The sequence below is a fragment of the Azospirillum sp. TSH20 genome (assembly GCF_003115935.1).
Lineage (GTDB): Bacteria > Pseudomonadota > Alphaproteobacteria > Azospirillales > Azospirillaceae > Azospirillum.
Genome location: NZ_LGQU01000049.1, coordinates 29,500 through 42,291, shown reverse-complemented (window position 1 = coordinate 42,291; position 12,792 = coordinate 29,500). Strand labels below are relative to the sequence as shown.

12 protein-coding genes are annotated in these 12,792 nt (G+C 63.8%); 6 read left to right on the top strand and 6 right to left on the bottom strand.

All coding sequences use genetic code 11. The features are described from left to right. Positions 1-182: 182 nt before the first annotated feature. The 4 genes from TSH20_RS14330 to ugpC form a co-directional block, all read right to left on the bottom strand. Positions 183-1,034 carry a carbohydrate ABC transporter permease gene (locus tag TSH20_RS14330; protein ID WP_109075369.1) on the bottom strand — a complete coding sequence of 284 codons (852 nt, stop codon included), beginning with the start codon at positions 1,032-1,034 and terminating at the stop codon, positions 183-185. Between the two features lies 1 nt (position 1,035). Beyond that, positions 1,036-1,992 (bottom strand): sugar ABC transporter permease, encoded by a 957-nt coding sequence (locus TSH20_RS14325; RefSeq protein ID WP_109075368.1) that lies wholly within the window; start codon positions 1,990-1,992, stop codon positions 1,036-1,038. Continuing rightward, positions 1,989-3,281 (bottom strand): extracellular solute-binding protein, encoded by a 1,293-nt coding sequence (locus TSH20_RS14320; protein WP_158281997.1) that lies wholly within the window; start codon positions 3,279-3,281, stop codon positions 1,989-1,991. Before TSH20_RS14320 ends, TSH20_RS14325 begins: the two co-directional genes overlap by 4 nt. Positions 3,282-3,342: 61 nt before the next feature. Further along, a complete protein-coding gene (gene ugpC, locus TSH20_RS14315; protein ID WP_109075366.1) occupies positions 3,343-4,395 on the bottom strand; it encodes a sn-glycerol-3-phosphate ABC transporter ATP-binding protein UgpC in 1,053 nt (350 codons plus the stop codon). Positions 4,396-4,609: 214 nt separating this feature from the next. Here ugpC and TSH20_RS14310 point away from each other — a divergent pair, with 214 nt between their 5' ends. The 6 genes from TSH20_RS14310 (at position 4,610) to TSH20_RS14285 (ending at position 10,133) form a co-directional block, all read left to right on the top strand. Continuing rightward, complete coding sequence (locus tag TSH20_RS14310) at positions 4,610-5,098, top strand: MaoC/PaaZ C-terminal domain-containing protein (protein ID WP_109075365.1); 489 nt, start codon at positions 4,610-4,612, stop codon at positions 5,096-5,098. 126 nt (positions 5,099-5,224) lie between these two features. Then, on the top strand, positions 5,225-5,977 hold the full coding sequence (locus TSH20_RS14305) for a TetR/AcrR family transcriptional regulator (RefSeq protein WP_109075364.1): 753 nt from the start codon (positions 5,225-5,227) through the stop codon (positions 5,975-5,977). 189 nt (positions 5,978-6,166) lie between these two features. Further along, the gene (locus tag TSH20_RS14300) at positions 6,167-7,753 is read left to right on the top strand and encodes a CoA-transferase (protein ID WP_109075363.1); all 1,587 of its coding nucleotides are present in this window, start codon (positions 6,167-6,169) and stop codon (positions 7,751-7,753) included. A 33-nt stretch (positions 7,754-7,786) separates the two neighbouring features. After that, positions 7,787-8,596 carry a shikimate dehydrogenase gene (locus TSH20_RS14295; RefSeq protein WP_109075362.1) on the top strand — a complete coding sequence of 270 codons (810 nt, stop codon included), beginning with the start codon at positions 7,787-7,789 and terminating at the stop codon, positions 8,594-8,596. Positions 8,597-8,730: 134 nt separating this feature from the next. Beyond that, positions 8,731-9,900 carry a dihydrodipicolinate synthase family protein gene (locus TSH20_RS14290; RefSeq protein WP_109075361.1) on the top strand — a complete coding sequence of 390 codons (1,170 nt, stop codon included), beginning with the start codon at positions 8,731-8,733 and terminating at the stop codon, positions 9,898-9,900. After that, the gene (locus TSH20_RS14285; protein ID WP_247871564.1) at positions 9,897-10,133 is read left to right on the top strand and encodes a hypothetical protein; all 237 of its coding nucleotides are present in this window, start codon (positions 9,897-9,899) and stop codon (positions 10,131-10,133) included. Before TSH20_RS14290 ends, TSH20_RS14285 begins: the two co-directional genes overlap by 4 nt. 29 nt (positions 10,134-10,162) lie before the next feature. Here TSH20_RS14285 and TSH20_RS14280 read toward each other — a convergent pair whose 3' ends face one another. Together TSH20_RS14280 and TSH20_RS14275 are read right to left on the bottom strand one after the other, a co-directional pair. Continuing rightward, entirely contained in the window at positions 10,163-10,981 is an 819-nt protein-coding gene (locus tag TSH20_RS14280; RefSeq protein WP_109075360.1) for an IS6 family transposase, read from the bottom strand. 516 nt (positions 10,982-11,497) lie between these two features. Next, positions 11,498-12,772, bottom strand: a complete 1,275-nt coding sequence (locus TSH20_RS14275) for a DEAD/DEAH box helicase (protein WP_247871565.1) — start codon at positions 12,770-12,772, stop codon at positions 11,498-11,500. Positions 12,773-12,792 lie beyond the last annotated feature (20 nt).

The following is a 12,792-nucleotide window of genomic DNA, read 5'->3' as shown; positions in this document are numbered from 1 at the left end:
GGCGGCGTCGTAAGCCGCCCAGTTCGTCACGCGCCGCTTCGGTCGCGGGATGTGATGACGGCGGGCGGCGTTCGCTTTGTAGGGCACGGTCTGGAACCTAAACGGAGGCGGAGCCGCTGCCTACGACAGCGATCCCATCCATGCAACAGCCCGACGGCACACACGCCCTTCGACGACCCCGCTCATCCGCGTACAGCGCCGGCGGTGAGGCCGGCCACGAAATGCTTTTGCATCAGGAAGAACAAGGCAACAGGCGGCAAGGCCGCAAACAGGGCGCCGGCCGAGATCAGGTTCCAGGCGGTGAGCCATTCGCCTTTGAGGCCGGCGAGGCCGAGCGTCAACGGCTTGGCCGCGTCGCTTTGCACCAGGACGAGCGCCCAGAAGTAATCGTTCCAGACGAAGGTGAAGATCAGGACGGCCAAGCCGGCCAGGGCCGGGCGCAGCAGTGGCACGATGATTTTGCGCAGGATTTGGAACTCGCTTGCCCCCTCAAGCCGCGCTGCCTCAAACAGTTCGTTCGGCAGCGCCGCGATGAAGTTGCGCAGGAACAGTGTCGCGAACCCAATCTGAAAGGCCGTGTGGAACAGGATCAAGCCCCACACCGTGTCGTAGAGGCCAAGCTGGAGGATGAGGTCACGGACGGGAATCATCAGAATCTGATAGGGCACGAAGTTGCCGCCGATGAACATGGCGAACAGCAGCGTCCTTCCCGGCAGCGGGTACTTGGCGAGCGCCACGGCGGCCATGGTGCTGAGCACCAGGACGGCAATCACCGTCACACCGGTGATCACGACACTGTTCAGGAAGAACGCGCCCATCGGCGACGTGGCGAAGACCTCACGATAATTCTCAAACAGAGCGAAATGGGACGGCAGGCGCCAGTAATTCCCGGCAAGGAGATCAGTCTGGGGCCGTATCGCTGTCATCATAATGGCGATCAGCGGCGCCATCCACAGCAGCATCGCCGCGTAGAGCGACACGCGATAGCCGATGCGCACCGCGCGCGATCGCTCCTGAATGGGGGCGGGGTACATGTCAGCCTCCCCTGGCTTCGCGGCGGAGCGTATGCCACAGAAACCACGCGATGTAGACACTCATGATCGCGAACAGCACGGTGGCGATGGCGGCGCCATAGCCGGCCCGGTAGCTGAAGATGGTCGCGTCATACATTTGATAGGCCAGCACAGTGGAACTCCCATAGGGGCCACCCTGGGTCATCACTGCGATCATGTCGAAATTGCGCAGGGACATGATCACCGTGATGATCGAGGCGACGAAGGACACGGAGCGGAGCTGCGGCAGGACGATGTGACGGAGGAGGCTCCAGCCCGCGGCGCCGTCCATCCGGCCGGCGGCGATCAGTTCCTGGTCGAGTTGGGACAGACCGGCGAGGAACAGGACAAGGCAGAAGGCGATCTGCGACCAGAGTGCCGCCGCGATGATGCCGAAGGTGACGAAATGCTCGTCAGACAAAATCGCCAGCGGTTCCAACCCCAGCCAGTTGAACAGGATGGCGAGCAGCCCGAAGGTGGGGTCGTAAAACCAAGTGAACACGACGCCGATGATCACGTGCGCCAGCACCAGCGGGATGAAGAAGATCGACTTCACCAACCGCATTTCCGGCAGGGCCTGATTCAGGAACAACGCGAGTGCCAGCCCGAACACCGGAGCCAGCAGAAACAGGACCAGCCAGATCACGTTGTTCTTCAGCGACGTGTAGAACTGCGGGTCGCTGAACAGCTCGGCATAGTTGGAAAGGCCGACCCAGGTCGCCGGACCGGTGCCATCCCAGTCATAGAAGCTGATCCAGATGCTCTGAACGATGGGCGTGATGATGAGGAGGCCGAAAAGGCCGACCGGCAGCACCAGCAACAGCAGCGGCGTCAGCCACGCCTGGTTGTTCTGCCACACGCGCAGCCCGCTCAGCCTACGCGCTGGCGGAGGGGCGGCGGACAGCCGCCCCTCCCAGCCATCGGTGCGCGGCGCGCTCATTTGAATATCCGCTGCCGGGCGGCCTCAAGCCTCTCAAGCACGGTGTCGGAACGCTTGGGATTGGCAAGAAATTCCTGGAAGCCCTTCATGCCGACCTGCGCCATTTCCGGGTCGGTATCCCGGTCGTAGAACTGCGCCGATCCTTGCGCGTTCTTCGCCAGAGCCATTTGCGATTGGGCGAAGGCGTCGCCGGTAACGTCGACGTCGGTCCGCGCCGGCAGCACGGCCCCGCCCAAGGCGAACGCCTTGAGGTTGTCTGGCTGTGCGAGGAAGGCCAGGAAGCTGCGGGCAAGGGGCTTGTTCTTCGCCCCGCTCGGGATCGTCACCCCATTGACCGAGATTTCCTCGGCCTTGGGCACCGACGGATCGATCACCGGGAACGGAAAGAAGCCGATGTTGCCGTGGGCCTCGGCCGGAAGCGAGGTGAGGACATATGGCCCGAGCAGATACATGGCGGCCTTGCCCTGAGCGAGGAACGGAATTGCCTCCTGCCAGCCGTAGGACGACGCGTTGTCGAGGAAATAGCCCTTGCCGATCGGCTCACCCCACTTCGCGAAAACCGCCTTCACGCGTGGATCCGTGTAAGAGGCCTTGCCGTCCATCAGCTGCATGTGGAAATCAAGGCCATTCATGCGCATATCGAGATAATCGAACCACAGCGCGTTGGCCCAAAGATCGCGGGTTCCGATGGTGAAGGGAGTGACGTCGGCCGCCTTGATCTTAGCCGCGGCCGCCATCAGTTCCTCCCAAGTCGCTGGTGGTGCGACCCCGACTTTTTCGAACACCTGCTTGTTGTAGAAGAACCCCCAGGTCGTGAAGTTCGTCGGCATCATGTACTGCTTGTCGCCTTCGGAGACGGCCGGCAGCCAGGGCTTCATCACGTCCGTCAGATTGTTCTCAGCAAAGAAGCCGCTCATATCGTCGAACAGGTTGCGCTTGGTAAACGTCTTCATGCGCGCGCCGGTGAACCAGAAGGCGACGTCGGGCGGGTTGGTGACAAGAAAATTTCGAATCGAGGTCTTGTAGGACTCCACGTCGCTGTAGTTGATCGTGACCTTGACTCCTGGATTCTTGGCCTCGAAGTCCGCGGCGATCTTGTTCATCGCCGCCTTCTGACCGGCGCCGCTGCGGTCGGAATTAACGACGAGCGTCTGCTCATCGGCGGCGTGAAGCCCGGTAGGCAGCGTGACAACCGCGGCCATGCCCAACACGGCGACGGTAGCTGCAAGGGCGCGCCGGCTGATGCGACGGTTTGAACTGGACTTGGTGGTGGTCGAACCTTCGGTCATGCGTTTCTCCCCGTACATTTCTTGTGGCTGAATGGATGGTGACGCGGGTGCAAGGCGGCGTTCAGGCCAGCCGTCGGCCCGAGGCCGCGTCGAACAGTTGGACGCGGGCGGCATCGGGAAGGATGCGGATGGTTTCCCCGGGCTTCGGTAACACGCGGTCGCGGAACACGCAGACGATTTCCTGCGAACCGCTGCGAACCACGATCTGGGTCTCGGACCCCGTGGGCTCCACCACCACGACCTCTACGGGGACGCCCGCGTCGGTCAGGCTGAAATGCTCAGGCCGGATGCCGTAGACCGCCGCGCTCGCGCTCGCCGGAGCGACATCACTGAGCGGCAGCCGAAAGCCGTCCTGGGTGATGAAAGTGTTGCCCTCAATCCGCCCGTTCAGGAAGTTCATGGCGGGCGACCCGATGAATCCGGCGACGAACATGTTGTCCGGTCGATCGTAGAGATCGAGCGGCGCGCCAATCTGTTCGATGGCGCCGTCACGCATCACCACGATCTTGCTGGCCATGGTCATGGCTTCGATCTGGTCGTGCGTCACGTAAATCGTCGTGGTCTTGAGGCGCTGATGCAGCTCCTTAATTTCGGCGCGCATGGCGACGCGCAACTTGGCATCGAGATTCGACAGAGGTTCGTCGAAGAGAAAGACCTGTGGATCGCGCACGATGGCGCGGCCCATGGCCACGCGCTGGCGCTGGCCGCCGGAGAGCTGGCGCGGGTAGCGGTCGAGCAGGGTGCCGAGGCCGAGAATCCGCGCGGCGTGGTCGACGCGCTGGGTGATCGTCTCTTTCGGCGCCTTCCGCAGGTTGAGGGAGAACGCCATGTTCTCCGCCACCGTCATGTGGGGGTAGAGTGCGTAGCTTTGGAAAACCATGGCGATGTCGCGTTCCTTTGGCGGAACATTGTTCACCACACGCGGTCCGATGCGGATTTCGCCGGCAGATACGGATTCAAGGCCGGCGATCATACGCAAGAGCGTGGATTTCCCGCAGCCGGACGGACCAACGAGAATGACGAACTCTCCGTCCTCGATGTCTACCGAGACGCCGCGGAGAATGTGCGTCGCGCCGAAGCTTTTGTGCACGTTGGCGATGTTCACGGAAGTCATGTGCGCCTTGCTCGTAACTGCGTGAGATGGGCGAGCCGGCCCCGAGAACCGGCCCAACCTCTCGCAGGCGCGCCCCTCGGTCGTATCGCTTGGGCGATGCCCTTGTGGCAGCGCCTGATTGTTTTGAAAACTAACATTGACGGGCCGGGGCGTCAATGCGATAGTTACTTATCAATAAGTAAGTTTATTGACGTCGAACGAACAGGGTGGCCGAATGACGGAAGAGCTTATGCCGACACAGGGCATTGCGGCTGGACGCAAGCTTGCGGCGGGTGAATATGGGTTCGACGATGTCGATGCGTGCGACTCGTATGAGACCGCGGGGGTCACCGTGACCGAAGCGCACGTCGTTGGTTTCGCGGGGCTTTCGGGCGATCTCTTCGATGTGCATATGGATGACCAATTCGCCCGGGAAGCCGGCTTCCCCGGTCGCATCGCGCATGGCTTGCTGGGTCTGGCCCTGGCCGACGGCCTCAAGACCCGCTGCAAGGTTCATCTCAAAGGAATTGCGACGTTGAACTGGAACTGGTCTTTCCGGGCGCCGGTGATGATCGGCGACCGGATCCATGTGCGAATCTCGATCAAGGCGAAGCGCGCCACCAAGCGGTCCGATCGCGGCATCGTTACGCTCGGCATGGAAGTGGTCAACCAGGACGGCGTCGTTGTCCAGGATGGCGAGTCGCTTCTCTTGATGCGGGCATGAACACCCGAAATCACGGTTTGACTCGCAGCGTAGCTTCGTTCATGCGAAGAACTGGAAACGTCTGGACTGGATAGACGAATGCCGCGAAAGCAGACCTCAGACACGGTATCGGCTGGACGCTCCAGCATGCCGGACAGCATCAAAGCCATCGCGGCCGAGTTGCTGATCGCTCACGGCTATCATGGGATGAACTTCCGGAGCATAGCAGAGCAGCTCGACATCACGACGACCAACATTCATTATCATTTTGGCAACAAACAACGGCTCGTCGATGAGGTTGTCCAGGATTACGTTGCGGACGCCACCGCCCGCCACCGGGCGATCTGGCTCGATGAGAAAACAACCCTGGCAGACAAGCTGCGCCGGGTGGTTGATTACAACTATGAACGTTACAAACGTTTCAATCGCGGAAAGCACACAGGTCAGCCCTGGAGCCTGATCGGGCGGCTTCGGTTGGAAAGCAATGTCTTGAGCGACATGGCCCGCGCCAGCCTCGCCTCCTTCACCACCTCCGTCCACGATGCCATCCGGCTCGCGGTGGAAATGGCTTGGCAGAAGGGCGAATTGCGCCCCGACACGCCAAGGGAGGATCTGGCCTTCCTGATCATCAACATTGTGAACAGCTCCTCGGTGTTCACGCAGGACGCCGGCAGCTTCGAACGGCTGGAGTTGTTTTTCGAGGCCTTCGTCCGCGTCATGCTCTCTGCGTATGCGGCCGACCCCAAGCCTGCCGACCCGATTGCGGTCGGCGCCATACCAGCCGCGTCCACCGCCGCCAGCGGTGCGGCGGTGGACGTGGCGACGGCCGGAAGCGCGGAGTCCGCTTCCGCACCGGCCCTGGCGCGGACAAGCCGAACGCGGCGGGCCAAAAAGGCCTGAACTGGCCACGCCGCCGCACCGTCGGCGGTTGCGCGCAATGTCGCTCCAGCGCATGGACGACGACTGACGAAAATCATGCTGCGAAATTGTCCGATACGCTGACGAAGTTGTTGCGCCGCCCCGGTATTTGACTTATCAGTAAGTAAGTTTGCACCGCTGGTGCACCGAAAATCATCAAAAGGAAGGGCCATGCGGGTCATTACAGCTGACGCTGCGGCGGCGCTCGTGCGCGATGGCGACACCGTTCTCATTGCCGGCTCGGGCGCTGGTCATGGGGTGCCGGAGTCCTTGATCGAAGCCGTGGAGCGCCGCTTCCTGTCCTCCGGACTGCCGAAGTCGATCACCTCCATCCATCCGGTCGGCATCGGGAACCGCGGCGAACGGGGAGCCTCCCGCCTCGCGCATGCGGGTCTTCTTAAGCGGATTGTCTGCGGCACCATCGTGGACGCGCCGCCGGTCGCCGCGATGGCAAGCCGCAATGAAATCGAAGCCTACACCCTGCCGCAAGGCGCCCTATCCCAGCTTCTGCGCGAGATCGCGGCCGGCCGGCCGGGCCTGCTCACCCATGTTGGACTTCACACCTTCGTTGACCCCCGCATCTCGGGTGGCCGGCAGAGCACCCGCTCGACGGAGGATCTCGTGGAGCTGGTCGAGTTGAAGGGGCGGGAGTGGCTGTTCTACAAGCCCTTCGGGATCGACGTGGCTTTCCTGCGTGGAACCACAGCGGACGAAGATGGCAATATCTCCATGGAGCATGAGGCGATCTTCGGCGACGCGCTGTCGATGGCCCAGGCGACGAAACGCTGCGGTGGTCTGGTCATCGTCCAGGTGAAGCGCCTCGCCCGCCGTGGTACGCTGCCGGGCAAGACCGTGAAGGTTCCGGGCATGCTGGTCGACGCCGTGGTGGTCGCGCCGGATCAGGCTCAGACTTACCAGACCGCCCACGACCCTGCCTTCGCCGGCGAGCTGCGCATCCCGCTTGACGCCTTTCCCAAGCTGCCGCTGGACGAGCGCAAGATTGTCGCCCGGCGTTGCGCCATGGAACTGGAGGCGGGCGCCGTCTGCAACGTCGGGTCCGGGATCTGCACGGGCATTGGCCTGGTCGGCGCCGAGGAGGGGGTCCTCGACCACATCGTCCTGACCAACGAACAGGGCCTGATTGGCGGCGCTCCAGCCAGCGGTCTCGACGCCGGCGCTTCGCGCAACTACGCCGCCATGATCGATCAGCCCTATCAGTTCGACTTCTATGACGGCGGTGGGCTGGACATTGCGTTTCTGTCGGCGGTCGAGGTGGACGCTCAGGGCAGTGTGAACATCAGCCGCTTCGCCAACAGGGTGGTCGGAATCGGCGGCTTCGTCAACATCAGCCAGAACGCCAAGAAGATGGTGTTCGGCGGCACCTTCACCGCCGGCGGCCTCAAAATCGAGGCCGGAAACGGAACGCTGGCCATCCGCGAGGAGGGGCGGCATCACAAATTCGTTAAGGCCCTCGAGCAGATCTCCTACAGCGGCCCCTATGCGCGGTCGCGCGGGCAGGTGACCCTGTTCGTGACGGAGCGTGCGGTGTTTCAGACTACGGAACGCGGGCTGGAGTTGATCGAGATCGCGCCAGGCATCGAGCTGGAGAGGGACGTTCTGGGCCAGATGGATTTCCGGCCGGCCATTTCGGACTCCCTGCGCATCATGGACAGCCGTCTGTTCCGGCCGGAGCCCATGGGGCTTGCGGAAGGCTTTGCCGGGAAAAGCCGGCCGGTCCATCCGCGTCTCGCGCCCTAACCAACGCCGGGGATTGGGGAAGGGGAAAGCATCATGGGCCATCAAGCCGCCATCACAGGCGCAACCCGCCTTTTCGTCATCATTGGCGATCCGATTGAGCAGGTGCGCTCGCCGCAGGTCTTCAACCCGCTGCTGACCGGCGCCGGCCGGGATGCCGTGCTGGTGCCGATCCATGTGCGTCCGGACGGTCTCGCTGCGGCCTTCCAGGGGTTCCGTGCAATGGATAACCTGGAGGGTATCATCGTCACCGTGCCCCACAAGATGGCCGTCACCCACCTGATCGACGACATTGGACCGACCGGCCGGCTGGTCGGCGGGGTCAACGCGGTGCGGCGCGAGCCTGATGGGCGGCTGGTCGGCGATATGTTCGACGGGCAGGGTTTCCTGATCGGGCTGCGTCATGCCGGGCACGACCCAGAAGGGCGGCGCGCGTTGCTGGTCGGCGCGGGGGGGGCCGGCAGCGCGGTCGGCTTCGCTCTGGCAGGGGCGGGGGTGGAGCGCCTCACCATCGTCGATGTCGATGCGGCCAAGGCGGATGAATTGGCATCGGCCATCGCCTCGGCTTGTCCGCAGGTTCGCGTTGACCGTGGGCCTGCGGTGCCGGATGGCCATGATATGGTGATCAACGCCACGCCGCTGGGCATGCGGCCCGACGATCCGCTGCCCCTGGATCCCGCGCGACTCACACCGGAAATCCTCGTGGCCGACATCATCATGAAGCCGGCGGTCACGCCACTTCTGCACGCCGCGGCCGCGCGTGGCTGCATCGTTCACCCCGGCAAAGCCATGTTGGACAGCCAAGCTGAAGCCATTGCGGGCTTTTTCGGCATTCCCCTGCCTTAACGGCCGTCCTCTCCCAGCGTCATCATCCGGCACCGAGCCGCGTCGGGCGCACGAAAGTCGGCGGGTGCATCCGCGTCGACGCCTTGTGCTCCGCACTCAGTGTCATTAAGCCCACACGATTTCTGGAGACATCCATGTCCCTGACGATCCAGCTGCCGCGCCCCGACCGCACACTGGTGGCCTACGAGGTCGCGCCCGCCCGCGGATTTCCAGGCAAGATCACGGGGCCACTGAACCGGATCGCCTTCGCCGCCGCGCATGTGGTCGCCGATCCACTGGCCGACAACGACCCCTGGCTGACCCCGGCCATCGATTGGGACCGCACCATTGCCTTCCGCGACCATCTCTGGGATCTCGGCTTTGGCGTTGCTGAGGCGATGGACACCGCGCAGCGCGGCATGGGCATGGACTGGTCGGCCTCATTGGAACTCATCCGCCGCTCACTGGACGCTGCTAAGCCGCGTGGCGGCCTGGTGTTCAGCGGAGCTGGCACCGACCACCTCACTCTGGAGGACGTCCGCTCGGTCGATGATGTCATCCGAGCCTACGAGGAGCAGGTGTCGGCCGTGGAGGCGCTTGGCGGTCGCATCATCCTGATGGCGTCGCGCGCTCTGGCCCGCGTGGCACGCTCACCGGAGGACTACGTCCAAGTCTATTCCCGCATCCTGTCCCAGGTGCGCGAGCCGGTGATCATCCACTGGCTGGGTGATATGTTCGATCCGGCGCTGAGCGGGTACTGGGGCACGCATGATCTTGACGCGGCCATGGACATGGCGGTCTCCACCATCAACGACCACGCCGTCAAGGTGGACGGTGTGAAGATCTCTTTGCTCGACAAGGACAAGGAGATCGCCATGCGCGGACGGTTGGACCCGGCCGTGCGTATGTACACGGGCGACGATTTCAACTACGCGGAACTGATCGGTGGGGACGAGACGGGCTACTCGCACGCGCTGCTCGGAATTTTCGACGCCATCGCCCCGGCCGCGTCCGCCGCGTTGGCGGCCTTGGCGCAGGGCGACTCCGCATCATTCCACGCCATCCTGAAGCCCACCGTGCCGCTGTCGCGCCACCTCTTTCGCGCCCCGACCCGCTTTTACAAGACTGGTGTCGTGTTCATGGCCTATCTGAACGGCCACCAGGATCACTTTACGATGGTCGGCGGGCAGGAGAGTGCCCGGTCCACCTTGCATCTGACGGAGATCTTCAAGCTCGCCGACAAGGCCGGACTGCTGCGCGATCCGGAAAGGGCGGTGCGTCGCATGGCCGAGGTCTTGGCGGTGCGCGGGATCGAGGCGGCATGATGCGGGATTTTGCCTCCGATCATCGGTGGCTGTCGATCAACACCGCCACTGTTCGCAAGCAGGGCACTCTTCTGCAAATCGCCGACGCCTGCGCACGTCGAGGAATCCGTGCCATATCGCCCTGGCGGGACCAAGTGGCGGAGATCGGGCTCGATGCCGCGGTGCGCATGGTGCGGGACGGCGGGTTGGAGGGTTATGTCAGGTCTCGCGCCAGCACCGGCGCGCAAACCTAGAGAGAGCCCGTCCACATGAACGCCGAGTTCTACGCGATGGCGATCATGTCGCGCAGGGCAGCGACTCTCTGGACATGGATCGCCCGTCGGCGCGCCGCGGAGACGTGCTGCTTGCGCCTGGTCGCCGGCCGCAGGAAGTCGCGCACCTCGTCGTGCGCCCGGCAGAACCGGGACGCACTGGTGGAGGATTTGAAGCCGCGCATTGGGCGCGTGCGGCCTTTGACCCCGCGGTGATCTTGTTCCAAATGGTTATTTTTGTACTTGGAAGTGCGGTGCTCGACGTCCTCGCCGAAGATGTCCTCGAGAGCGGGCGGGTAGCTGGCATGCTTGTCCGTCGTGATGGTCTCCGGGATGATGCCCGTGACCTCCACCGCCGAGCGGAAGAAGGCTTCGGCGGCGGCTTGGTCGCGGGTCTTGCTCAGGTAGACGTCGACCAGGATGCCGTCGCTGTCGATGGCCCGATACAGGTATTGCCACGCGCCGGCGACCTTGAGGTACGTTTCGTCCACGTACCAGCTCCGGCCGATCTTGCCTTTCCGGCGCGGGCGCAGGGCATCGGTGAGCAAGGGCGCCAGCTTGGCCTCCCAATCCCGCACCGCCTCGTGGGAGAAGACCAGCCCGCGCAACAGCAGGATTTCCGCCAGATCGCGCAGGCTGAGCTTGAACCGCAACCGCCACAGCACGATGAGAAAGGCGACGTCGGTGGGCACCTGCAGCCGGTTCAACACCGAGCCGGTCCGCTCGTTGAATTGGCGCCGGCATGCGCGGCAACGGAAACGCCGATAGCCGTGCGCCGTTCGATCCGAACGCTCCGTCGTCACCAGCGATTGGCAGTGCGGGCAGCGCATTCATCTCCTCCGAAAGCGGAGGAGATCCTTTACGGCAGCCCCGGCGTGAGGATCAAGCTGGTGCGAAATCTGCCGCAACCTGTTGTCGAATGGCCCGCCCCTGCGAGGATAGAATCGGAGCCATCCTAAACGGCGAAGAAACAGGACCAAGTCCGGCTGTTCGTCTTCCGGCTCATCAGGACAGCGTAAACGCCTCAGCATTCAGGCTAAGCCTCTGAATTCATGTTTTACCTGACGGCAGCTTTCAAGGACTCGAACGTTCCAGCGAAATACGACACGTCGTGCCATGGTCGCTTGCTCAGGGCATCTGCAAGCTCCCGCGCCTGTTGGGCATCGCGACCGCACAATACCCGCAGCTGGGCCTAAGTTCACACCATGCTCCTACATCCCGGACAGTCTGCGCACTTTCAGGTGGTGACGGCAAGACGGCTGCTTGGTGCCGGCATCAGGGCATGAAGACAAAGAAAGCGCGGTCCTGAAAGACCGCGCTTGATCTGGTCGTCTCGTTCGAACGCGTTACCAGCGTTCAGCGCGCGGCTGCGGCCTGCCCGTGCCGCCGTCGCGCTGCCACGGCCTTGCTCCGCCGCGATTGGCCGGGCGGCCCGCCGGCCGTCCCGTGCCGCCAGAGAAGGAACGTTGCGGTTCCATGCCGGAGATCGTATGGATCGCCAGCGTCGCACCGGTGAAGCGTTCGATGCGGGACAGGGTCTCGCGATCGGCGCGCGACGCGAAGGACACAGCGATACCCGAAGCACCGGCCCGGCCGGTGCGGCCGATGCGGTGGACATAATCCTCGGCCGAGCGCGGCAGGTCGAAATTGATGACGTGTGTGATGTCGCGCACGTCGATACCGCGGGCGGCAACGTCGGTCGCCACCAGCAGACGGACTTGGCCGGTGCGCAGACGCTGAAGGGTGCGGTTGCGCTTGGACTGATCCATGTCGCCGTGCAGGGCGGCGGCGGCATGGCCGGCGGCGCTCAGCTCCTCCGCCAGTGCGTCGGCGTCGCGCTTGGTGGCGGCGAAGATGATCGCCTTGCCGACCTCGCCCTGGCCGGCGAAGTGCATCAGCAGCCGGCGCTTGTGCTCCATGTCGTCGGTGTGGTGCAGGCGCTGTTCCACGTTGATCGCGGTCGCCTGGCTCTGGACAGCGACGCGTTCCGGGTTGCGCAGCAGCTTGCCGGCGAGCTGGCTCATGCGGCGGTCCAGCGTCGCCGTGAACAGCAGCGTCTGGCGGCTGGCCTTGCAGGCGTCAGCGATCCTCTCGACGTCATCGAGGAAGCCCATGTCCAGCATGCGGTCCGCCTCGTCGAGGATCAGCACCTCGACGGCGCTGAGGTCGATGCGCTGCCGTTCGATGTGGTCGATCAGGCGGCCGGGGGTCGCCACCACGACATGCACCGGGCGCGACAGCGTGCGAAGCTGCTCACCGTACGGCATGCCGCCGACCACGTCGATGATGTTCATGCGCAGCGGCTTGGCATATTTGCGCGCCGCCTGGGTGACCTGGCTGGCCAGTTCACGCGTCGGGGCAAGCACGAGGATGCGTGGCGCGGCAACCGCGGGAGGGGGCAGTTCGGCAACGCGGGTCAGGGCCGGCAGCATGAAGGCCGCGGTCTTGCCGGTGCCGGTTTCGGCGGTGGCGAGGATGTCGCGGCCGGCCAACGCCGGCGGGATGGCCGCCGCCTGAATGGGCGTCGGCGTGGTATAGCCATGCTCACCTAGAGCCTGGGCGATCTTGGAATGAATGCCGAGATCAGCAAACGTCTGTTCGGAAACGAAATCTTCGGACAAGGAGTGGGACCTTCCACACG

Coding starts and splice junctions, on each gene's coding strand:
- TSH20_RS14330 (WP_109075369.1), bottom strand. CDS start 1,034: ATGTACCCCGCCCCCATTCAGGAGCGATCGCGCGCGGTGCGCATCGGC.
- TSH20_RS14325 (WP_109075368.1), bottom strand. CDS start 1,992: ATGAGCGCGCCGCGCACCGATGGCTGGGAGGGGCGGCTGTCCGCCGCC.
- TSH20_RS14320 (WP_158281997.1), bottom strand. CDS start 3,281: ATGACCGAAGGTTCGACCACCACCAAGTCCAGTTCAAACCGTCGCATC.
- ugpC (WP_109075366.1), bottom strand. CDS start 4,395: ATGACTTCCGTGAACATCGCCAACGTGCACAAAAGCTTCGGCGCGACG.
- TSH20_RS14310 (WP_109075365.1), top strand. CDS start 4,610: ATGACGGAAGAGCTTATGCCGACACAGGGCATTGCGGCTGGACGCAAG.
- TSH20_RS14305 (WP_109075364.1), top strand. CDS start 5,225: ATGCCGGACAGCATCAAAGCCATCGCGGCCGAGTTGCTGATCGCTCAC.
- TSH20_RS14300 (WP_109075363.1), top strand. CDS start 6,167: ATGCGGGTCATTACAGCTGACGCTGCGGCGGCGCTCGTGCGCGATGGC.
- TSH20_RS14295 (WP_109075362.1), top strand. CDS start 7,787: ATGGGCCATCAAGCCGCCATCACAGGCGCAACCCGCCTTTTCGTCATC.
- TSH20_RS14290 (WP_109075361.1), top strand. CDS start 8,731: ATGTCCCTGACGATCCAGCTGCCGCGCCCCGACCGCACACTGGTGGCC.
- TSH20_RS14285 (WP_247871564.1), top strand. CDS start 9,897: ATGATGCGGGATTTTGCCTCCGATCATCGGTGGCTGTCGATCAACACC.
- TSH20_RS14280 (WP_109075360.1), bottom strand. CDS start 10,981: ATGCGCTGCCCGCACTGCCAATCGCTGGTGACGACGGAGCGTTCGGAT.